This window comes from Streptomyces flavovariabilis, assembly GCF_000725785.1.
Lineage (GTDB): Bacteria > Actinomycetota > Actinomycetes > Streptomycetales > Streptomycetaceae > Streptomyces > Streptomyces hawaiiensis.
The window spans coordinates 50,901-71,648 of sequence record NZ_JNXD01000006.1; the positions used below are offsets into that span (position 1 = coordinate 50,901).

General features: G+C 73.1%; 16 protein-coding genes and 4 pseudogenes. 5 read left to right on the forward strand and 15 right to left on the reverse strand.

Annotated features, from left to right (window positions below; all coding sequences use genetic code 11):
* Positions 1 to 18: 18 nt before the first annotated feature.
* The gene (locus tag IO24_RS0112460) at positions 19 to 690 is read left to right on the forward strand and encodes a GntR family transcriptional regulator (RefSeq protein WP_031135008.1); all 672 of its coding nucleotides are present in this window, start codon (positions 19 to 21) and stop codon (positions 688 to 690) included.
* A gap of 52 nt (positions 691 to 742) precedes the next feature.
* Here IO24_RS0112460 and IO24_RS0112465 read toward each other — a convergent pair whose 3' ends face one another.
* Genes IO24_RS0112465 through IO24_RS0112475 form a run of 3 tightly spaced genes read right to left on the reverse strand, consistent with a single transcriptional unit; the run spans position 743 to position 2,921 of the window.
* Positions 743 to 1,678 carry a PDR/VanB family oxidoreductase gene (locus IO24_RS0112465; RefSeq protein WP_031135010.1) on the reverse strand — a complete coding sequence of 312 codons (936 nt, stop codon included), beginning with the start codon at positions 1,676 to 1,678 and terminating at the stop codon, positions 743 to 745.
* Positions 1,675 to 1,854, reverse strand: coding sequence for a hypothetical protein (locus tag IO24_RS0112470; protein ID WP_031135012.1), 180 nt, complete (start codon positions 1,852 to 1,854; stop codon positions 1,675 to 1,677). The genes IO24_RS0112465 and IO24_RS0112470 overlap by 4 nt, the downstream gene beginning before the upstream one ends.
* Positions 1,851 to 2,921 carry an aromatic ring-hydroxylating dioxygenase subunit alpha gene (locus IO24_RS0112475; RefSeq protein ID WP_031135014.1) on the reverse strand — a complete coding sequence of 357 codons (1,071 nt, stop codon included), beginning with the start codon at positions 2,919 to 2,921 and terminating at the stop codon, positions 1,851 to 1,853. Before IO24_RS0112475 ends, IO24_RS0112470 begins: the two co-directional genes overlap by 4 nt.
* A 335-nt stretch (positions 2,922 to 3,256) precedes the next feature.
* Between IO24_RS0112475 and IO24_RS47350 the strand changes: the two are divergent.
* Positions 3,257 to 3,436, forward strand: a pseudogene (locus IO24_RS47350) (MBL fold metallo-hydrolase); the annotation flags it as partial.
* A gap of 72 nt (positions 3,437 to 3,508) precedes the next feature.
* Here the strand turns inward: IO24_RS47350 and IO24_RS0112480 are convergent.
* Positions 3,509 to 4,792, reverse strand: coding sequence for an MFS transporter (locus IO24_RS0112480; RefSeq protein WP_031135016.1), 1,284 nt, complete (start codon positions 4,790 to 4,792; stop codon positions 3,509 to 3,511).
* A gap of 169 nt (positions 4,793 to 4,961) precedes the next feature.
* Between IO24_RS0112480 and IO24_RS0112485 the strand changes: the two genes are divergently transcribed.
* On the forward strand, positions 4,962 to 7,013 hold the full coding sequence (locus IO24_RS0112485; RefSeq protein WP_031135018.1) for a phosphocholine-specific phospholipase C: 2,052 nt from the start codon (positions 4,962 to 4,964) through the stop codon (positions 7,011 to 7,013).
* On the opposite strand, the gene IO24_RS0112490 is transcribed toward IO24_RS0112485, so the two are convergent.
* Complete coding sequence (locus tag IO24_RS0112490; protein WP_031135020.1) at positions 7,003 to 7,950, reverse strand: DMT family protein; 948 nt, start codon at positions 7,948 to 7,950, stop codon at positions 7,003 to 7,005. The two genes, IO24_RS0112485 and IO24_RS0112490, sit on opposite strands and share 11 nt — an antisense overlap.
* Positions 7,947 to 8,789, reverse strand: a complete 843-nt coding sequence (locus IO24_RS0112495; protein ID WP_031135022.1) for a phosphatase PAP2 family protein — start codon at positions 8,787 to 8,789, stop codon at positions 7,947 to 7,949. Before IO24_RS0112495 ends, IO24_RS0112490 begins: the two co-directional genes overlap by 4 nt.
* 167 nt (positions 8,790 to 8,956) lie before the next feature.
* Between IO24_RS0112495 and IO24_RS0112500 the strand changes: the two genes are divergently transcribed.
* Entirely contained in the window at positions 8,957 to 9,565 is a 609-nt protein-coding gene (locus tag IO24_RS0112500) for a TetR/AcrR family transcriptional regulator (protein WP_031135024.1), read from the forward strand.
* A gap of 158 nt (positions 9,566 to 9,723) precedes the next feature.
* Here IO24_RS0112500 and IO24_RS46320 read toward each other — a convergent pair whose 3' ends face one another.
* The 4 genes and pseudogenes from IO24_RS46320 to IO24_RS0112515 all read right to left on the reverse strand — a co-directional run bounded on the left by IO24_RS46320 (position 9,724) and on the right by IO24_RS0112515 (position 13,724).
* Entirely contained in the window at positions 9,724 to 10,764 is a 1,041-nt protein-coding gene (locus tag IO24_RS46320) for a hypothetical protein (RefSeq protein WP_420823209.1), read from the reverse strand.
* 342 nt (positions 10,765 to 11,106) lie between these two features.
* Positions 11,107 to 11,187 (reverse strand): annotated as a pseudogene (locus tag IO24_RS46325) (DUF2510 domain-containing protein); the annotation flags it as partial.
* A 53-nt stretch (positions 11,188 to 11,240) separates the two neighbouring features.
* Positions 11,241 to 12,395 carry an anhydro-N-acetylmuramic acid kinase gene (locus IO24_RS0112510; protein ID WP_031135026.1) on the reverse strand — a complete coding sequence of 385 codons (1,155 nt, stop codon included), beginning with the start codon at positions 12,393 to 12,395 and terminating at the stop codon, positions 11,241 to 11,243.
* 30 nt (positions 12,396 to 12,425) lie between these two features.
* Positions 12,426 to 13,724 (reverse strand): MFS transporter, encoded by a 1,299-nt coding sequence (locus IO24_RS0112515; RefSeq protein ID WP_031135028.1) that lies wholly within the window; start codon positions 13,722 to 13,724, stop codon positions 12,426 to 12,428.
* 180 nt (positions 13,725 to 13,904) lie between these two features.
* Here IO24_RS0112515 and IO24_RS40590 point away from each other — a divergent pair.
* Positions 13,905 to 16,590 (forward strand): annotated as a pseudogene (locus IO24_RS40590) (ATP-binding protein).
* A 1-nt stretch (position 16,591) separates the two neighbouring features.
* Here IO24_RS40590 and IO24_RS0112525 read toward each other — a convergent pair.
* From IO24_RS0112525 to pcaH, 5 genes and pseudogenes are all read right to left on the reverse strand, one after another.
* A pseudogene (locus IO24_RS0112525) lies at positions 16,592 to 16,852 on the reverse strand (3-oxoacyl-ACP reductase); the annotation flags it as partial.
* 86 nt (positions 16,853 to 16,938) lie between these two features.
* Entirely contained in the window at positions 16,939 to 18,057 is a 1,119-nt protein-coding gene (pcaDC, locus tag IO24_RS0112530) for a bifunctional 3-oxoadipate enol-lactonase/4-carboxymuconolactone decarboxylase PcaDC (RefSeq protein WP_031135032.1), read from the reverse strand.
* On the reverse strand, positions 18,054 to 19,349 hold the full coding sequence (gene pcaB / locus IO24_RS0112535) for a 3-carboxy-cis,cis-muconate cycloisomerase (protein ID WP_031135034.1): 1,296 nt from the start codon (positions 19,347 to 19,349) through the stop codon (positions 18,054 to 18,056). Before pcaB ends, pcaDC begins: the two co-directional genes overlap by 4 nt.
* Positions 19,346 to 19,951: a protocatechuate 3,4-dioxygenase subunit alpha gene (pcaG, locus tag IO24_RS0112540; protein WP_031135036.1), complete on the reverse strand. Its 606-nt coding sequence runs from the start codon at positions 19,949 to 19,951 to the stop codon at positions 19,346 to 19,348. The genes pcaB and pcaG overlap by 4 nt, the downstream gene beginning before the upstream one ends.
* Positions 19,952 to 19,957: 6 nt before the next feature.
* Positions 19,958 to 20,731 (reverse strand): protocatechuate 3,4-dioxygenase subunit beta, encoded by a 774-nt coding sequence (pcaH, locus tag IO24_RS0112545; protein WP_031135038.1) that lies wholly within the window; start codon positions 20,729 to 20,731, stop codon positions 19,958 to 19,960.
* Positions 20,732 to 20,748 lie beyond the last annotated feature (17 nt).

Genomic DNA, 20,748 nt, shown 5'->3' on the forward strand with positions numbered 1-20,748 from the left:
AGAGGAACCCCGACCGTCATGGCCCCGCAGCACACCCCCGCCCTGCCCGTGCTCGGCAGCAGGAAGCCCAGCCACCGGGAGCGGGTCGCGGACGCGCTGCGGGCCGCCCTGATCGCCGGTGAGCTGCGGCCCGGCGAGGTCTATTCGGCTCCCGGCCTCGCCACCCGCTTCGGAGTCTCCGCAACCCCCGTGCGCGAGGCCATGCTGGACCTGGCCAAGGAGGGCCTGGTCGACACCGTGCCCAACAAGGGCTTCCGCGTCACGGCCGTCTCCGAGCGGCAGCTCGACGAGTACACCCACATCCGGGCGCTGATCGAGATCCCCACCACGGCGGAGCTGGCCCGCACGGCCGACCCGGTGGCCCTGGAGGCGCTCCGCCCGGTCGCCCGGGAGATCGTCACCTCCGCGGCGGCCGGCGACCTCATCGCCTACGTCGAGGCCGACCTGCGCTTCCACCTCGGCCTGCTGGCCCTCGCCGGCAACGACCACCTCGTCGACGTCGTACGTGACCTCAGGCGCCGTTCGCGGCTCTACGGTCTGACGGCCCTGGTGGAACAGGGGCGGCTGGAGGCGTCGGCCGAGGAGCACCTGGAGATCCTGGACGCGCTGCTCGCCCGGGACGAGGAGGCCGTACGGGCCGTGATGGCACGGCATCTCGGGCACGTCCGGGGCCTGTGGGCGGCACCCTGACAACCAGGGCGACGGCCCGCCCACCGAGCGGTCGCCTCGTCGGCCTGCCGGGTCACAGGTCCAGCACGAGCCGCGTCCCGCGGCAGCGGGACACGCAGATGAGCATGGTCTCGCCCGCCGCGCGTTCATCCTCCGTCAGCACCGAGTCCCGGTGGTCCGGCTCACCGTCGAGGACGTCGGTCTCACACGTGCCGCAGGTGCCCTCGGTGCAGGAGTACAGCACCTCTACTCCGGCGGCGCGCACGGCGTCGAGCACGGACACGTCCGGCGCGACGGTGAGCGTCCTGCCGCTGCGCGCCAGTTCCACTTCGAACTCCGAGTGCCCGCCGCTCTCCCGCTCCTTCGGCTGGAACCGCTCGACGCGCAGGACCCCGGACGGGCACCGGGCCTCGACGGCGTCCAGCAGCGGCCCCGGGCCACAGCAGTAGACGAGCGTGCCCTCGGGCACGTCGTCCAGCACGCAGGACAGGTCCAGCAGGCCCGTCTCGTCCTCGGGTGCGATCGTCACACGGTCCCCGTAGCGGCCGAGTTCCCCGCCGAACGCCATGGACGCGCGGGTGCGCCCGCCGTACAGCAGCGTCCACTCGGCGCCCGCCGCCTCGGCCGCCGCCAGCATCGGCAGGATCGGGGTGATGCCGATGCCGCCCGCGACAAAGCGGTACCGGGGAGCCGGCTCCAGGGCGAAGTTGTTCCTCGGGCCGCGCACCCGCACCGGGGCGCCCTCGCGCAGCTGCTCGTGCACATGGGCCGAGCCGCCCCGCCCGGCGCTCTCGCGCAGCACCGCGATCCGCCAGGCCGACCGGTCCGCCGGATCGCCGCACAGCGAGTACTGCCGCTCCAGACCGGGCTCCAGCAGGACGTCGACATGGGCGCCCGGCTCCCAGGCCGGCAGTGGCTCACCCAGCGGATGGCGCAGGGTGAGGGCGAGCACGCCGTCGGCCGCGGACTCCCGCCGGCCGACGACGAGTCGGGCTTCGTACACGCTCATGAGCTGGTTCCTCGTGGCTCGTCGACGGAGTGCCCCTGCGGATGGGCGAGCATCCACTCCCACATCTCGACCGGGTCCTGCGCGGTGTGCTCACGGCCGCAGTGGCACGTGCCGTGCAGGGTGTCGGTGCCGGGCAGCCAGGCGATGCGGTAGATCTCGCCGGTCGGAGCCGTCACTGGACCTCCTCCACGGGCTTCTCGCCCTGCTCCACCAGCCGGGCGAGGATGCGGCGGGCGGCCAGGCCGCCGGTGTCGATGTTGATGCTCAACTCCTGGTAACCGGTGCGTTCGGTGCCGAGCGTCTTCTGCAGCAGGTTGAGCGCGGTGACGTCCTGCATCACGACCGTGTGGTTGTTGCCCCGCAGGAACTCGGTGACCTCGGTGTCGTCCGTCGCCCAGTCCCGGGAAACCGCCCAGAAGTCGTACACCTTGCCGTCGCCGGACGGCGTGATCGCGTAGGTGATCTCGGTGTGGAAGCCGTTCGGGTCGCTGCCGTCCTCCTCGGGCAGCACCCCGACCGGGGCGATACGGCTGTGCAGCAGATAGAGACAGGGGGCGTGGTACTCGATGTCCTGCCAGCGGGTGATCCGGCCCTCGATACCGGTCGACCTGGCGTAGAACGGCGGGCACTCGGCGTCGTCCATGTGCCGGCTCACCCGGACGATCCCGGCGCCCTCGTCGACCTCGGTGGTGATCGGCGTCTCGGCGACCTCGGGGGTGCCGATGTAGCCGCCGTGCAGATACGTCTCGTGGGACAGGTCCAGGAGGTTGTCGACGAGCAGGCCGTAGTCGCAGTCGATGGGTTCCATGCCGCGCACGGTGACCCAGCCGGGGGAGTCGAGGTGCCGGGCCCGGGGGAGGGACTGCGGGTCGGCGAGCGCCGGGTCGCCGATCCAGACCCAGATCAGCGAGTCCTGCTCGACGACCGGATAGGAGGCGACCCGGGCCGTGCGCGGCACCCGTTTCTGCCCCGGCACGTACACGCACGCACCGGACGTGTCGTACGTGAACCCGTGGTAGCCGCACACGATCCGGTCCCCGTCCAGGCGCGTCGGCGCCTCCGACAGCGGATAACGGCGGTGCACGCACCGGTCGTGCAGGACGACCGGCCTGCCGTCCTCCTCCGTCCGGTACAGCACGAGCGTCTCACCGAGGATCGTCCGGCCGAGCAACTCCCGTCCGACCTCGTGACTGTAGGCGGCGACGTACCACTGGTTCCTGGCGAAGGCGGTCATGTGAGGCATGGGCGTTCCCGTCCCTGTCGGCGGGGCGCCGTCGCCCCGCGTGCCGTGGTTGGGATCAGGGTCCTGACGGCTGTGGTCGCCGCGCAAGGCGGCTTCTGCCAGACGGAAGCGTCTGTGCGAAGGAGCTGTTCAGGGCCTTGCCGTCCACGCGGCTCGACCGGTGTGGCGGCGCCGCCCGCGCCCTGCTGCGGATGCCCGTACCGGGCGAGCCTGCTCCGCTGTGCCGGCCGCCCCCTCCGTGATCGGTACCGTGGTGCCGGGACGACGAGAGGGGCGGCGCGGCCGTGGGACCAGCTTCCCGCGCCGGTCGTCGGGAGACTCCGCGCGCGTCACGCTTCTACTTCGGCGCCGAAGTGATCGCCGACGCCTTCCCCGACGCGACCTTCGTCGCCACCCCGATCGTCATCGAGCACATCAAGCACTCCTACGAGGGCAAGCTGAAGGCCTGGGCGGCGCTCGGCCCGAACCTCCCCACCCGCCTGGTCGACCTCGAGCCGCTGACCGGCGACCTCACTCCTGGGAGGGGCTTCACATACCCGCCGTCTTCGAGTGAGCGGCATCGCGCCGGGCCCCGGCGGTGCGTCCGCTCACCGCCGCAGCGGGGTGTGAGCCGTCTCCGGCAACCGCAGGTACACCAACGACGACACCAGACAGAGCACCGCGACGTACCAGGGGAACAACCCCGAGTGCCCCAGCTCCTTGAACAGGGTGCCGACATACGGGGCCGTGCCGCCGAAGAGGGCCACCGTCAGGGAGTAGGGGAAACCGATGCCCGCCGCGCGGACCCGGGGCGGGAAGATCTCCGCGTTCACGGCCGCGCTGATCGAGGTGAACCCGGTCAGCAGCACCATCCCCGCGCACTGCACGAGCAGCAGCACGGCGAACGAGTCGCGCAGGGTGTGCAGCAGGGGCACCGTCAGCAGGGCGAAGCCCAGGCCGAAGAAGAGCAGCAGGGGGCGGCGGCCGAAGCGGTCCGAGAGCAGCCCGCCGAGCGGTTGCAGCAGCGCGAAGAACGCCAGTGAGATCGTGCCCGCGAGCAACGCGTCCGACTTCTCGATACCCGCGTTGAGTTCCGCGTACGTCGGCAGGTACGACGTCCACGTGTAGTAGGCGATGGTGCCGCCGGCCGTGATGCCGCCGATGAGGAGCGACTCGCGCGGGTGCCTGCGCAGCGCCTCGAACAGGCCGGGCCGCGGGGCCTGCTGCTGCTCGGCGCTGCGGGTCTCCTGCGCCCCCTGCCGGATCCAGAAGCCGACCAGACTCAGCACGGCCCCGAGCACGAACGGCACCCGCCAGCCCCAGCCGTTCATCTGGCCGTCGTTCAGCGTGTCCACCAGCAGCGCGGCGATGCCGGAGGCGACGAGCTGCCCCACCGTCGTCGACACGTACTGGAAGCTGGAGAACAGCCCGCGCCGGCCGGGGCCCGCCGACTCCACCAGGAACGTCGTCGAGGCCGCGAACTCGCCGCCCACGGACAACCCTTGGAGCAGCCGCGCGAGTACGAGGATCACCGGTGCGAGCACACCCACCGTGGCGTACGTCGGGGTCAGCCCGACCAGCAGGCTGCTGCCGCCCATCAGCAGGATGGTGACCGTCAGCGCGGCCCGCCGCCCGTGCCGGTCCGCGACCGCGCCCATGAGCAGTCCGCCGACCGGCCGCATGAAGAAGCCCACCGCGAACACCGCGAACGTGGACAGCAGCGGTACCAGCGAGTTGTCCGCGCTCTTCGGGAAGACCTGGTCGGCGATGTAGGTGGCCAGAAACGTGTAGGCGTACCAGTCGTACCACTCCACCGCGTTGCCCACGGAGGCGGCGAGGAGCTGGCGAACGGGCCGTTTCGTCGGCGGGGAAACCGTCTGCGTCTCTGTCACGCCCCTCACCCTCCCCCCGCGGCGCCCCGGCACACCCGGCGTACCGACGACTTTCACACGAGTGTCACGCGCCCCTTTCTTGTCGTTTGGTGTCCCTGAAACACTCCTTCCGCGCAGATTCCGTCACGTTCCGGCCATCCCGTACCTCAGGATGAGAGGTCTGTCCTACATGTCCGAAGTCAACCGGCGCCGCTTTCTCCAGCTCGCGGGTGCCACCACGGCCTTCAGCGCGCTGTCGGCCAGCATCCAGCGCGCCGCCGCCCTTCCGGCGAACCACCGCACCGGGTCGATCGAGGACGTCGAGCACATCGTCGTCCTCATGCAGGAGAACCGTTCCTTCGACCATTACTTCGGCACCCTGAGAGGCGTCCGCGGCTTCGGCGACCCCCGCCCGGTCACCCTCGACAACGGCAAGCCGGTCTGGCACCAGGAGAAGGACGGCAAGGAGATCCTGCCGTTCCACCCGGACGCCGACGACCTCGGCATGCAGTTCCTGGAAGGCCTGCCGCACTCCTGGCCCGACGGCCACCAGGCCTACAACGGCGCCAAATACGACCGGTGGGTGCCCGCGAAGGGCACCACGACCATGGCGTACCTGACCCGCGAGGACATCCCGTTCCACTACGCCCTCGCCGACTCCTTCACCGTCTGCGACGCCTACCACTGCTCGTTCATCGGCTCCACCGACCCGAACCGCTACTACATGTGGTCCGGGTACACGGGCAACGACGGCACCGGCGGCGGCCCGGTCCTCGGCAACGACGAACTCGGATACGGCTGGACGACCTACCCCGAGCGCCTGGAGCAGGCCGGCATCTCCTGGAAGATCTACCAGGACATCGGCGACGGCCTGGACGCCAAGGGCTCCTGGGGCTGGATCGAGGACGCCTACCGGGGCAATTACGGCGACAACTCGCTGCTCTACTTCGACAAGTACCGCAACGCCCAGCCCGGCGACCCCTGGTACGACAAGGCCCGCACCGGCACGAACGCCAAGGCCGGGGACGGCTACTTCGACCGGCTGCGCGCCGACGTCAAGGCCGGCAAGCTGCCGCAGATCTCCTGGATCGCTGCCCCCGAGGCCTTCTCCGAGCACTCCAACTGGCCGTCCAACTACGGCGCCTGGTACATCGCCCAGGTCCTCGACGCCCTCACCTCCAACCCGGAGGTCTGGTCGAAGACGGCCCTGTTCATCACCTACGACGAGAACGACGGCTTCTTCGACCACGTGGTGCCGCCGCTGCCCCCGAAGGACGCCTCCCGCGGCCTGTCCACCGTCGACGTCTCCCTCGACCTCTTCCCGGGCGACAGCAAGAACACCGCAGGCCCGTACGGCCTCGGGCCCCGGGTGCCGATGCTGGTCGTCTCGCCGTGGAGCAAGGGCGGCTACGTCTGCTCCGAGACCCTCGACCACACCTCGATCCTGCGGTTCATGGAGCGCCGCTTCGGCGTGCGCGAGACCAACATCTCGCCCTGGCGCAGGGCCGTCTGCGGTGACCTGACGGCGGCGTTCGACTTCTCCCGCAAGGACACGCGCCCCGCCCCGCTGCCCGGCACCGACGAGTACGAGCCGCAGGACCGCGAACGCCATCCCGACTACAGGCCGGCCCCGCCCGCCGATCCCCGCATGCCCCGGCAGGAGCGCGGTCTGCGCCGCACCCGGCCGCTGAAGTACGCCCCGTACGTGGACGCCTCGGTCGACGCGGCCGCCGGGAAGCTCACCCTCTCCTTCGCCACCGGAGCGAAGGCGGGCGGCGCCTTCCACGTCACCTCCGGCAACCGCACCGACGGCCCCTGGATGTACACCACCGAGGCCGGCAAGACACTCTCCGACACCTGGAACTCGGTGTACTCGGCGGGCGCGTACGACCTGACCGTGCACGGCCCGAACGGCTTCGTGCGCGTCTTCAAGGGCTCGAACGGGACGGCCGGCTGCGAGGTCACCGCCCGCCACACCGGCGACGACATCGAACTGACCTTCACCAACCAGGGCTCCGGCACGGCCCGGCTGAAGCTCTCCAGCGGCTACGGCGGCCGTCCCTCGGCCGTCACCGTCCGCCCGGGCGCGAAGGTGCGCCGGACGGTGGAGCTCGCCGCCGGCCGCCGCTGGTACGACCTGACCGTCACCGCCGACGGCGACAAGGCGTTCCTGCGGCGGTTCGCGGGTCACGTCGAGAACGGGCGGCCGGGGGTGAGCGACCCGGCGATCGTCACCGCGTAGCGGGAGTGAGGTGCCCCGGATCGTGCGGCCGGGGCACCAGCGCCGGTTCGGGCGCGGCAGAACCGGGTTCCAGCGCCAGGACGACGGCGACCGGATGATCGTCGTCCGCCGGGGCGGCCGCAGGTGCCGTCCGGCTGAGCAGCACCACACCCCAGGACGCCAGGCCCGCCCCGGCGAGCGCGAGCAGCACGCCCGCCGGGCCGCCCTGAAGGCGTTCGCCCAGCAGTGCCAGGCCGATCGCCGCGGCGGCCAGCGGGTTGGCGAGGGTCACCATCGCGAGCGGGCCGCCCAGACCACCCCGGTACGCCGTCTGCGACAGCAGCAGCCCACCGGCCGCGAAGGCCGCCACGAGCAGTGCCACGCCGACCACCTGGACGCTCAGCACCGGTCCGGTCCGGTCCGTCGCGGCCACCGTCACGGTCTGTGTGAGGGCCGAGGCGACCCCGGAGGCGAGGCCGGAGGCGGTCGCGTGCCGCAGCCCGGGGCGGGCGCCCGGCCGGGACAGCACCCCGACGAGCGCCGCGGTGGCGCCCGCCACCGCAAGCGCCTCGGGAACGCTCAGCACATCGTCCGGAGCCGGGCCGGACGCCGTGACCAGGATCGCGCCCAGGCCCAGCAGCGTCAGCGCGGTGCCCTTCCACTCGACGGCGCTCACCCGCCGCCCCGCGAGCCGCGCCCCCATGGGCACCGCCGCGACCAGGGTCAGCGCGCCGAGCGGCTGGACGACGGTCAGCGGACCGTACCGGAGCGCGACGATGTGCAGCAGCGCGGCGGACGCGTTCAGCCCGACCGACCACCACCAGGCGCCGCTGCCGAGCAGCCGCAGCGTGCCCGAGCCGGGGGAGCGGGAGGCGAGCCGCTCCTGGGCGACCGCGGCGGACGCGTAGGCGACGGCGGAGACGAGGGACAGGGCGACGGCGATCAGGACGGCGTTCATCGCCCGGCCCCCACGAGTGCCTGCTCGTCCCGCTGCGCCGGTACGAGGCCGCCCCGCGCCCGGCCGGCCGTGGTCGCCGTGCGGTGCGGCGAGCGAACCGGGAGGGGGGTCCCCTCGGACGAATTCCGGGGGAGGGTCACCGCGAGCGCGAGGCCCAGCAGGGCCGCCGCCGCCATCGCGTCCAGCCAGTAGTGGTTCGCGGCGCCGACGATCACCAGCAGCGTCAGCATCGGATGCGCCGGCCACAGCCAGCGCCACCGCGAGCGGGTCGCGGCGATCAGGCCGATCGCCACCATCAGCGCCCAGCCGAAGTGCAGCGACGGCATCGCCGCGAACTGGTTCGACAGGGAGTCGGCCGCGGGATCGCCGTACACCGACGGCCCGTACACCCGTGCCGTGTCGACCAGGCCGGTCGCCGCGAGCATGCGCGGTGGGGCGAGCGGGAACAGCAGGTGCAGCACCAGAGCGGCGGCGGTGACCGCGGCCAGCACCCGGCGGGCCCAGACGTAGTGCGCCGGGCGGCGCAGGTACAGCCAGACCAGGAAGGCGCCGGTGGCGGGGAAGTGGACGGCCGCGTAGTACGTGTTCGCGAGGTGTGCGAGTCCGTCCCCGTGCAGCAGCAGGGACTGCACCGCCCCCTCGCCCGGCAGATGGACCGCTCGCTCGAAGTCCCACACACGCTGCGCGTTGTGGAAGGCCTCGCCGGTGTGGCCCGTGGCCAGCTGCCGACCGAACTTGTAGACGAGGAAGAGCCCTGCGACGAGCAGGAGCTCCCGGACGAGCGGCGGTCGCGCTATCGCGTCGGACCCCGCCGGCGCAGGCTCGGTGCGGGCATTCATCCCCCGGCCCCTTCGGTGACGGTGGTGCTGTTATCGGTACGAGAGCGTACCGATACGCCAGTGTACCGATACGGTCGCGTACCGGTACACTGGCGTATCGATAGACGGAGAACACACCGCCGGCCGGGAATTTTCCGGCCGCCCGACGAAAGCCAGGAGCCCCGCCCATGACGTCGCAGGCCGCGGACCGGCCCGAGCCGGCCGGTGTCACGCGCCGCTCCAAGATCACGCCCGAGCGTGAGCAGGAGTTCTACGACGCCGTGCTGGAGCAACTGGGCGAGTGCGGCTACGCCTCCGTCACCATGGAGGGGATCGCCGCCAGCACCCGGTGCAGCAAGTCCACGCTCTACCGCCAGTGGAAGACCAAGCCTCAGTTCGTGGCGGCGGCGCTGCGTTCCCATCGGCGGACGCGCTGCATCGACACCGGCTCGCTCGCCGAGGACCTGCGGGAGGCGGCCCGGGCGGCGGGCGAGTTGTCCGGCCGGGACACCAAACTGCTCCAGGCGCTCGCCCATGCCGCCGGCCAGGACCCGGAGCTCCAGCGCGCGTTGCGCGAGGCGCTGGTCGAGCCGGAGATCGCCGCGCTGAAGGAGATCATCCGGCGCGGGGTCGAACGCGGAGAGGTGCCCGCCGACCATCCGGCGCTGGAGTACGTCCCGGCCCAGCTGCTCGGCGTCCTGCGGGTGCGGCCCGTCCTGGAGGGCGAGTGGGCCGACCCGGAGTACATGGTGCGGTTCGTGGAGGCCGCCGTGCTGCCGGCACTGGGCCTGACCTGAGACCCGGGCCGCCGTCCACCGGATGACCGGACGGTGACCCGATCGCGCCGACCCGTGGGGACGGGGGCGGCGCGCACCCCCCGGCCGGGTGGGGTTCCCCTGTGAGCGGCAGGGGCGCCCCACCCGGCCGACCGGGGTGTGCGGGAGTCTTTTCCCGGTCAGACGTCCTGACCGTTGCCGCTGCCCGTCGACGCCTTGATGCCCTTGGCGATCTCGTCGAGCACGGTCTCCTTCTGGTCCGCGTCGACCCCGAACCGTACGACGACCATCTGCTTCGCGTTCGCGGGGGAGGGGAACGCGAGTGACTCCACGATGCCGTCGGCGCCCTTGCTCGTGACGGCCTTCCAGCGGACCAGATAGCCCTTCTGCCCGGCCACGGTCACGGCCTTGGAATCCAGCACGTCGTGCGAGGTGATCCCGCCGTAGGACTTGCCGCCGTAGGACTCCTCGGCGTTCGCCGCGATGTCCGCCTTCGCGATCTCCTCGGCGGTATCGCCCTTGGTGCCGAGGGCCAGGGCCGGGGCCGAGTAGGCGCCGCCCTTCGTGCAGGTCGAGGAGGTGTCGCCGGGGCACTTGTAGGAGTCGTCGGACGTTACCTGCGCGCCGGCGTTGGCCTGCTGGCCGTACCAGCCCTTCGGAATCGGCAGACTGATCCCGCTGACCGCGTCGGTCACGGACCCGCTCCTGATCTTCGGCGGCTCGGACTGCTCGGGCCGCGGACTCTGCCCACCGGACCCGCCGCCGTCGCCGCCGCCGGACCCACCCGAGCCTCCGGACCCGCCCGGTCCGCCGAACGGCCCGCCCTGGCCCCCGGGGGCGCCCGGCCCCTGGGAGGTGGGCGAACCGCCCCCGCCGCCGCTGTCCGTCAGGGCGTACACGCCCACGCCGATGCAGGTGAGCACGACCACGGCCGCCGCGACGGCCGCGCCTATCCGCAGCCGCCGCCCCTTTCCGCCCGGAGGCGCGGCGGGATACGCGGGGTAGGCGGGATACCCGGCAGCCCCCGGGTACGCGCCACCGCCCGGCTGCCCGGCAGCACCTGAATACCCGACGACTCCGGAACCCCAGGCGCCGGCAGGCTGCCCTGTCCCGGGCGGCCCGGCGGCTCCCGGACCCCGGACGTCTGCGGGCTGCCCCGCTCCCGGCTGCCCGGCGCCCCCCGGCTGCCCGGCGGCTCCCGGGCCACCGGCGCCGGCGATCTGCTGCCCGTGTCCCGGCCCCTCGGAGGCAGCCGGTACTCCGTTTGCGCCGGTCGGCCCGGTTCCCGGCGCCGCGGCGGCAGCCGGTGCCCCGGTTCCCGGCGTTTCGCTTCCCGTTGGCTGTCCGGCTGCCGGTGTCCCGGTCCCAGCCGGCGCCCCGGCGGCAGCCGGACGGTCCGCCACTTCCGGGTTCACCGAGGGCGCCGTGTCGTCCGGGGCCGTCGACGCACCGCCGGGGGGCGTCTGGTCCGTCGATGCTGCGCCGGTGGCCGCCGGCCCTGTCGGGGGACCCCAGGTCGCGGGCGGCTGTGCCGGGCGGATGCGGTCCGTCCAGGCCTTGCCGTCCCACCAGCGCTCGGTGGCGGGCCCGTCACTTGTCTGTCCGGGATCGGCGTACCACCCGGGAGGAGTCTCCTGCGTCATGCCCCCACCGTATGAGGCGTCGGTGAAAGAGGCATGAGAGGAGTCGGAATCGGCTATTCCAGGAGCAGCCGCGTCGGCTGCCGAGCCGCCCGTGGCGGAAGCCGCAACCCGCCCCGGCCCGGGGTCACCGACCCCAGCACAGTGGGATGCCGGGCCCCCGTGCTCGCCGGTTCCGTGCCCGGCAGGCCGTGCAAAGTCAGAAACCCCAGCACCGCGAAGGCATACGCCTCCTTGGCGTCCGACGGCAGATTGAGGTCGTCCGAGGTCCGCAGGGCCACTCCCCGCAACAGCTCCGCGAGCATCGACATCAGGACCGGGTTGCGCGTCCCGCCACCCGAGGCGATCACCTCCGTCGCGCACACCCGCCCCACCGCGTCCGCCACCGTCCGGGCCGTCAGCATGGTCAGCGTCGCGACGACGTCCTCGGCCGGCAGCGTCCCGAACCCGGCCAGCGCGTCCCTCAGATGACCGAGGTGGAACAGCTCCTTGCCCGTCGTCTTCGGCGCGGGCAGCGCGTAGTACGGCTCCTCCAGCAGCCGGTCCAGCAGCGGCCCGTGCACCCGGCCCCGCGCGGCCAGCGCCCCGTCCGTGTCGTAGACCAGTGCTCCGCCGCTGAACCCCCGGGCCGCCGCGTCGATCAGCGCGCAGCCCGGCCCCGTGTCGAAGGCCGTCCCGTCCGGCGCGGTGAGGTTGGCGATCCCGCCGATGTTGAGCGCGACGGGCCTGCCCGGGCGGCCGCGCAGCCACAGCAGGTCGACCAGGCTGACCAGCGGCGCGCCCTGCCCGCCGGCGGCGATGTCACGCGGCCGGAAGTCGGCCACCACGGGCAGCCCGGTCGCCTCGGCGATCCAGGCCGGCTGCCCGAGCTGGAGGGTGCCGTGGACCTCGGCGCCGGCGACCCAGTGGTAGACGGTCTGCCCGTGCGAGGCCACCAGCTCGGCGCGCCCCTCGCACAGTTCGCGGTCGGCCCGGACCGCGGTCGCCGCGAAGGCCTGCCCGATCCGGGTGTCGAGCCGGCACACCTCGCCCAGCGTGGTGGTTCCCGGCGGCAGCGCGGCGGCCAGGACCTTACGCAGTTCGCCGTCGTACGGTTCGCTCACCGTGCCCAGTGGCTTCAGTACCAGACTGTCGCCGACGAGATCCAGCTCGGCCACCGCCGCGTCGATCGCGTCGTACGACGTGCCGGACATGAGACCGATCACCCGCATCCGATCACGTCTCCGATCACCCGCATCCCTTCAACCAGCCCTCTCCTCCGCCGCCTTGGCCACCGCGACGCGCCGCGTCGGCGGCAGCGTCAGAAGGGCCGGCACGCTCACCGCGCACGCCGCCGCCGCATAGTACGCGGGGATGTCCACGCTCCCCGTGCGCTCGATGGTCTCCGTGATGATGAGCCCGGCACACCCGGAGAACACCGCATTGGACAGCGCGTAGGCGAGTCCCAGGCCCGTGTATCGCACGCGCGTCGGGAACATCTCCGACAGCATCGCCGGGCCCGGCCCCGCCATCAGCCCCACCACCCCGCCCGCGCCGCACACCGCCACCCCCTTCACGGTGTTCGAAACGCCGGGCTCCTGAAGAAGGTTGAGCAACGGCACCGCGAGGACCGCCACCAGCACCGCCCCCGTCAGCATCACCGCCCGCCGCCCGAGCCGGTCGCTGAGCAGCCCCGCCGGCACGATGGTGGCCGCGAAACCCAGGTTGGCCAGCACGGTCGCCACCAGCGCCTGCTGGAACGTCGCGCCCAGCGAGCTCTGCAGATACGACGGCAGCACGACGAGGAACGTGTAACCGGCCGCGGCCCAGCCCGTGATCCGTCCCGCGCCCAGCACGACGGCTCTCACCACCTCGCGCCGGGGAGGGGTCTCCTGCGCCCGCTCCGCCACGAACGCCGGCGTCTCGTCCAGCCGCAGTCTCAGCCACAAGGCGCCCAGCCCCAGCGTGAGCAGGAACGGCAGCCGCCAGCCCCACGCGCCCAACTGCTGTTCCGTCAGCACGGTGGCGAACAGCGCCGCCGCACCCGCACCGGCCAGCAGCCCCAGCGCCACCGTGAACGACTGCCACGACCCGTACAGACCGCGCCGGCCCGGCGGAGCGAACTCCGTCATCACCGACACCGCCCCGCCGAACTCCCCACCCGCCGACAGCCCTTGGAGCACCCGCAGGAACGTCAGCAGCCAGGGCGCCAGGGCACCCGCCTGCGCGTACGTCGGCAGCACACCGATCAGCGCCGTCGCCACCGTCATCAGCGTGATCACGAGGACCAGTACCGGACGCCGCCCTACCCGGTCGCCCAGTCGGCCGAAAAGCGCCGCCCCGACGGGCCGGAAGAAGAACGCGAGCGCGAAGGACGCGTACGTCCTGACCAGAGCCTCGGCCTCGCTGCCGCCCTCCGGAGTGAAGAACCGCGCCGCGATGATCGTCGCGAAGTAGCCGTAGACGCCGAACTCGTACCACTCGATGAGGTTGCCCACCGACCCCGCGACCAGCGCACGCCGGCCGCGCCGTGTGTCCCGATGCTGCTGAATGAACGTCACATTCCGTGATTTCGCCCGCCGTTGACCCGAGCAGGGCTGGTGACGGGCCGGATGCGTCGCCCGGCCGCACCCGGTGTCACCCGTCACGGCAAGAGGTGCCCCGACCACCCTGCACTCAGGCAATCGGACGGCTACGCTCGACGTCTGTACGTCGTTCGGGCGACTTGGGGAGGTAGCGGGATGACGGAGGTACGGCCCACGGCCGCCGCCTCGGCTTCCCTGTGGGAGCGCGACGAGGAGGTCGCCGCCGTGGAGCGGGCGGTCGACAGCCTGTGCGCGGACCGTTCCTCGTCCGGCGGACTGCTGGTCTTCCGCGGCGAGGCCGGACTCGGCAAGACCGCGCTGCTGGCCGAAACCCGCCGCATCGCCGAGGCCCGCGGCTGCGCGGTCTGGTCGGCACGCGGCGGCGAGACCCTCAGGTCGGTTCCCTTCAACGTGGTACGCCAGTTGCTGCAGCCGGCCCTGGTGTCGATGCTGCCGGAGGAGGCCCGTGAGTACCTCGGTGACTGGTACGACATCGCCGGCCCCGCCCTCGGCATAGCGGACCCCGGCGACCGGCAGGCCGATCCGCAGGGCGTGTGCGACGGCCTGGTCGCCGCCGTACGCCGGCTCGCCCGCCGGGACTGGCCGCTGGTGCTGCTGATCGACGACGCCCACTGGGCGGACCAGGAGACCCTGCACTGGCTCGCGGGACTCGCCGGGCGCCTCGACGAGATGTCCGTCCTGGTCGTCGTCGCCCGCCGCCCCGGGGAGGCCTCCGGTGCGAGCGCCCGCCACCTCGACACCGTCGTCGCCGCCGCTGACGGCCCCGTCGCGAACCTGAGCGCCCTCACCCCGGACGCCACGGCCGGACTCACCCGCGCCACCCTGGGCGACCACGCCGACGCCGCGTTCTGCCGCGAGGTCTGGGCCGTCACCGCCGGCAACCCCTACGAGACCGTCGAGTCTCCTCGCCAAGGTGCAGGACAGCGAACTCGAACCGGTCGAGGCCCGGGCCGGCGAACTGCGCGAACTGAACCGCTCGGCCCGCGGCGGCGGTCTCGTCGCCCGCCTGGAGGAACTCGGCATCGACGCCACCAGGTTCGCCTGGGCCGCCGCCATCCTCGGCACCGGCATCTCCACCGACCTGGTCGCCAAGCTCGCCACCCTGCGCCCGGACGACGCCCGCCGCTGCGCCGAACTGCTGCGCAGCGCCCGCATCCTCACCGCGCCCGACCCCGCGACCGGCCGCAGCGCCGCCGGTGACCTGGAGTTCGTCCACCCGCTGATCGCGACCGCCGTCTACCACTCCATCCCCGACGCCCTGCGCACCGCCATGCACGGCATCGCCGCCCGGATCGTCTCCGACGAGGGACACGGTGCCGCGGCCGCCGCCCGCCACCTCCTGGAGGTCCACCCGGACGACGACGAGGAACTCGTCGGACAGCTGCGCGAGGCCGCCCGCGAGCACCTCGCCGTCGGCGCCCCGGACGCCGCCCGCCGCTGCCTGGAGCGGGCCCTGGAGGAACCGCCCCGGCCCGAGTCCCAGCCGCACGTGCTGTACGAACTGGCCGAGGCGACCTTCCTCACCGCGCCGGCCCGCACCATCGGCCATCTGCGGACCGCGCTCGGTATGCCCGGCCTCGCCGGCGACCAGCGGGTCGACGCCGTCTTCCGGCTCTCCCAGGCGCTCCTCCACAACGACCAGCTGGAGGAGGCCGTCCGCACGGTCGAGGCCGAGGCCGCCCGGCTCCGGCCGGGTCCCGCCCGGATGCGGCTGCAGGCCGCGCAGTTCATGTGGGAGGGGCTGCACGCCGGCGAGGCCACCTCGCCCGGCCGTTCCCAGCGGCTCGCCGACCTCGCCCGCCCCTGCACCGGCCGGGACAACTCCGAACGCGCCCTGCTCATCCTGCGCGGCTTCGACGCCCTCATGCACGGCGAGAACGCCGAGGAGGTCGCCGAGCTGTGCGACCGCGCCCTCGTCAACGGCCGGCTGGCCCCCGGACTCGGCTGGACGGACACCGAGTGGGGCATCGAACTGCTGCTGATGCTGGCCAACGCGTACGCCTTCACCGACCGCCTCGACCGCGCCGAGACCCTCTACAACGAAGCGCTGCGCGCCTACGAGACAGCCGGCTGGAGCGGTGGCCACCTCGCCCTGGCCCACGCCTACGTCGGGATCGGCCACCGCAGGCGGGGCCGGCTGAAGGAAGCGGAGGCGTCCCTGCGCGAGTCGCTGCGTCTCGCCGAGCGCGTCGGCCGCGGCCTGCCCCTGTACTGGTCCGCGACCTGCAGCCTGGTCGACACCCTGCTCGCCCGCGGCCATGTCGAGCCTGCCTGGGAGGTCGCCGAGCGGCACGGCTTCGCCCCGCCCTACCCGTCCACCATCGTCCTGCCCGACCCGCGCTCGGTGCGCGGCCGGCTGCTGCTGGCCGTCGGCCGCACCAAGGACGGCATCAACGAACTGGAGGCCGCGGAGAAGGCGGCGGCGGCCCGCGGCCACCACAACCCCGTGCTCGTCCCCTGGGCGGCCGACCTCGCCCGCGCCCTCAGCACCGAGGACCCGGCCCGGGCCGCCCGGCTCGCCGTCGACGTCCGGCGCCAGGCGGAGCGCTTCGGCACGGACACGGCGATAGGGGAAGCCCTGCGCTGCGCCGCGGATCTGGAGACCGGCCAGCGAGCGGTCCGGCTCTACGCCCAGGCGGTCATGTACCTGGAGGCCTCGCCCTGCCAGTACGAGCACGCGGCGGCCCGGATCGAGTACGGCATCGCCGCTCGCTCGGCGACCGACCTGCACCGCGGCCTGGACCTGGCGGTCTCGTGCGGGGCCGACGGACTGGAGGAGCGGGCACGCGCGGCGCTCCGGGCCGGTGTCGGCCCGGCGTAGTTCAGGCGCGGAGCAACCGGCCGGTCCCGGCCGCCAGGCGGCTGCGCACCTCGGGGTCGTACGCCGCCTCGTCCGCCCGCGCGGCACGGGTGCCGTCGAAGTAGCGGCCCGTACCCGGATCCCGGGTGGCCGGCGCGATCAGTCCCGGTGCGCCGTCGGCGACCGTGTGCCGGGGCGTGAAGCCGCCCTCGCGGACCATCGCGGTGTCCATGCGGGTCGCGGGGTGCAGCACGTTCACGGCGACACCGCTGCCGTCGAGCTCTCTCGGCGAGGGTGACCGTAGGCACGCGGAGCAGGACGGTGCGAGACCTGGCCGGGCCTACGACCGGCAGGGTCACCCTCCGGTCCTCATGAGGCGCCGTCCTCCTCCGCCAGCACCCGCTGGGCCGTCGCGAACGCCGAGTTCGCCGCCGGCACCCCGCAGTACACCGCCGTCTGGAGCAGGACCGCGCCGATCTCCTCCGGGGTGAGCCCGTTGCGGCGGGCCGCTCGGACGTGCATGGCCAGCTCGTCGTAGTGGCCGTGCGCGACCAGCGCGGTGAGGGTGATCATGCTGCGCTCGCGGCGCGACAGGGTCGGATCGGTCCAGATCTCGCCCCAGGCGTAGCGCGAGATGAAGTCCTGGAAGCGGGCCGTGAACGGGGTCTGCCGGGTCTGCGCCCGGTCGACGTGCGCGTCGCCGAGCACTTCGCGCCGTACGGCCATGCCCCGGAGGGCTGTCTGACCGAAGTGGGCGCGCAGCGCGGTCAGCACGGCCTCCGGGCACTGCGCGGGCGCCAGGTGCGAGGCGCCCGGCAGCTCCACGAGCGTCGCGCCCGGCACCGCGTCGGCGATCTCCCGCAGATGCGCGGGCGGTGTCGCGGGATCCTCGCGGCCGGCGATCAGCAGCGTCGGCACGGCGATCTCCGTCAGCCGGTCCCGCAGATCGAACGCCGCGAGCGCGTCACAGCAGGCGGCGTACGCGTCCGGGTCGGCATCCCGGTGGTCCTGGACCAGGCGCGGCACGGTGAAGCCGCCGGCGAACCAGCGTGCGTCGGCGCTGTCCGCCAGACCGGCCGGCCCCTCCCGGCGCACCAGCGCGGCCCGCTCCTCCCACGGCTTGGACCCGTTGAAGTGCGCCGACGAGCAGATCACGGCGAGCGACGACAGCCGCTCCGGATGGTGCACCGCGAGATGCAGCCCCACGGCCCCGCCCAGCGACACACCCGCGTACGCGAAACGCTCGACGCCGAGCGAGTCGGCGAGCGCCAGCACCAGTCCGGCGAGGTCACCGACCGTCGCGCCCCCTTCGATGAGACCGGCCGCCGAACCGCCGTGCCCCGGCAGGTCCCAGCGCACCACGCGGTGGGTGACCGACAGCTCGGGCGCCACCCGGTCCCACAGGGCGTACGACGTGCCGAGCGAGGGGCCGAGCAGCAGCGGGGGAGCGGAAGCGGGTCCTTCGGCGTGGTAATTCAGGAGGGTCAACGTCGCTCCAGAGCACGGTCGGTGAGAGTCCTGGCGGACCCCGTGTAGTGGGTGGGATCGAGGTCGGCGTCCGCCAACTCCGGTGCGTCGGCGAGCGGTTGTTCCTCGGAGGCAAGCCGGGTGAGGAGTTCCCTGGCGCGGGCGCGGCCCAGCACCGGGGCCAGCTCGGCGGACAGCCGCTCGGAGACGATCAACCCGTGCGTGAGATCCAGGTGTTCGCGCATGGCCTCGGGCCTGACCCGCAGTCCCTCCGCCAGTTCGGCGGCGTCCCTGACGGCCCCGCCGACCAGCCGCAGGAGGTCCCGCAGCGGCTCCCACTCGGCGTGCCAGGCCCCGGCCGGACGCTCGTCCTCCGCGGCCATGGCCCCGTAGAGCGTGGCCGCGAGCTGTGGTGCGCGCCGCGCGGCGGCGGCGATCAGGGTGGACCGTACGGGGTTGGACTTGTGCGGCATGGCGGACGAACCCCCGCCACCGCCCTCCACGACCTCGGCGATCTCGGTGCGCGACAGGGTGAGGACGTCCGCGGCGATCTTGCCGAGCGCGCCCGCCGCGAAGGCCAGACACCCGGCGAGATCGCCGATCGGCGTCCGCAGGGCGTGCCAGGGCAGCTCGGGCGCACGGAGGCCGAGTTCCCGGGCGTACGCCTCCGGCAGCCCGGCCGGATCGCTCGCGCCGTACGCCCCGAAGGCCGCCAGTGTCCCCGCCGCACCGCCGAGCTGGGCGGGCAGGGACTCCCGGACGGCCCGCAGCCGGTCCCGGGTGTCCAGCACCAGCGACCGCCATCCGGCGGCCTTCAGCCCGAACGTGGTCGGCACGGCGTGCTGGGTGAGCGTCCGCCCCGGCATCGCGGTGTCGCGGTGCTCGGCGGCGAGCCGGGCCAGGGCCTGTTCGGTACGGCCGAGGTCGGCGAGGACCAGGTCGAGGGTCCGCGCGGTGACCAGCATCGTCGCCGTGTCCAAGATGTCCTGGCTGGTCGCGCCCCGGTGGACATAGGGGCCGTAGGCCTCGCCCACGGCCTCGGTCAGATCCGCGACCAGGGGGATGACGGGGTTGCCGCCCGCGCGGGCCCGCCTGGCGAGGGACTCCACGTCGAAGGCGCCGGTATCGGCCGCCCCGGTCACCGCCGTCGCCGCCTCGGCCGGGGCGAGCCCCTTCGCGGCCTGGGCGCGGGTCAGTGCGGCCTCCGCGTCGAGCAGCGCCCGCAGATACGCCTCGTCGCCGGTGGCCGCCGCGGCCGCCGAGCCAGCCCATCCGGGGGCGAGCAGGCCGGTGTCGCCGGAGGGAGCTGTCACTGGAACTCCAGGAAGACCGTCTCGCCCTCACCCTGAAGGCGGATGTCGAAACGGTACGTGCCGCTCCCCTCCTCAGCGGCGATCAGCGTGTCGCGGCGGGCGTCCTCCAGCTTGGACAGCAGCGGATCGGCGGCGAGCGCCGCCGCGTCGCCCGGCAGGTAGATCCGGGTGTACAGGTGCACGAGCAGCCCGCGCGCGAAGACGCACACGCTGAGGTACGGGGCGTTCCGCCCCCGTGCGCCGGGCCGCAGCGTCCGGACGTACCAGTGGCCGTTCGCGTCGGTCTGGATCCGCCCCCAGCCCGTGAACTCCACGCCGTTGCGCCCGAGGAAGCCGCCCGAGGCCGGGTCACGCCGCATCGAGCCGTCGGCCGTCGGCAGGTTGCCCTCGGGGTCCGGCCCCCACAGCTCGATCAGGGCGTCCGGCAGCGGCTTGCCCTCGCCGTCGGTGACGTAACCGTGCACTGTGACCGTTTCCGGGTGCCCGAGGGGCGCGATGTCCTCGCCGCCGCGGAACGGCAGGGCGTGACCGTAGAACGGGCCGACGGTGTGCGAGGGGGTGGGCAGCACGCTCTCCGGCCGGCTGGTGTCGATCTTCGTCATGGCTGGTCAGCGCCCTTCTTCGATCCAGGTGGCGTGCGGGCCGTCCAGCACGATGTCCCAGTGGTAGCCCATCGAGAACTCCGGCACCGACAGGCTGTGGTCGTAGGTCGCGACCAGCCGCTGACGGGCCGCGTCGTCGGTGACCGACTGGATGATCGGGTCGTAGGGGAACAGCGGGTCGCTCGGGAAGTACATCTGCGTCACGAGCCGCTGGGTGAACGCCGTGCCGAAGAGCGAGAAGTGGATGTGCGCCGGCCGCCAGGCGTTGACGTGCTGGCGCCACGGGTACGGGCCCGGCTGGACGGTGGTGAAGCGGTAGTGGCCGTCGTCGTCGGTGAGGGTGCGGCCCACACCGGTGAAGTTGGGGTCGAGCGGAGCGTCGTGCTGCTCGCGCTGGTGGGCGTAGCGGCCCGCCGAGTTGGCCTGCCAGATCTCCACGAGCTGGCCGCGCACCGGGCGGCCGTCGCGGTCCAGGAGCCGTCCGGAGACGGTGATGCGCTCACCGATCGGCTCGCCGTCGTGCTGCCGGGTGAGGTCGTTGTCGATCTCGGTGATGTCCCGCTCCCCGAAGGCGGGGGAGGACAGCTCCACCAGCTCCGGGTCCTTGCTGACGTCGATGGTGACCGGCGGCTGCTTGGGGTGCCGGAGCACCGAGGACCGGTACGGCGCGTAGTCACGCCGCGGCTGGTGTTCGACGGGCTCCCCGTCGGCGAGCCGCTTCTCGTACGCGGCGTGCTGAGCCGCGATCTCCTGGTCGATGTCCTGCTGAGTGAGAGTCATGGGGGTCCTAGAGGAGG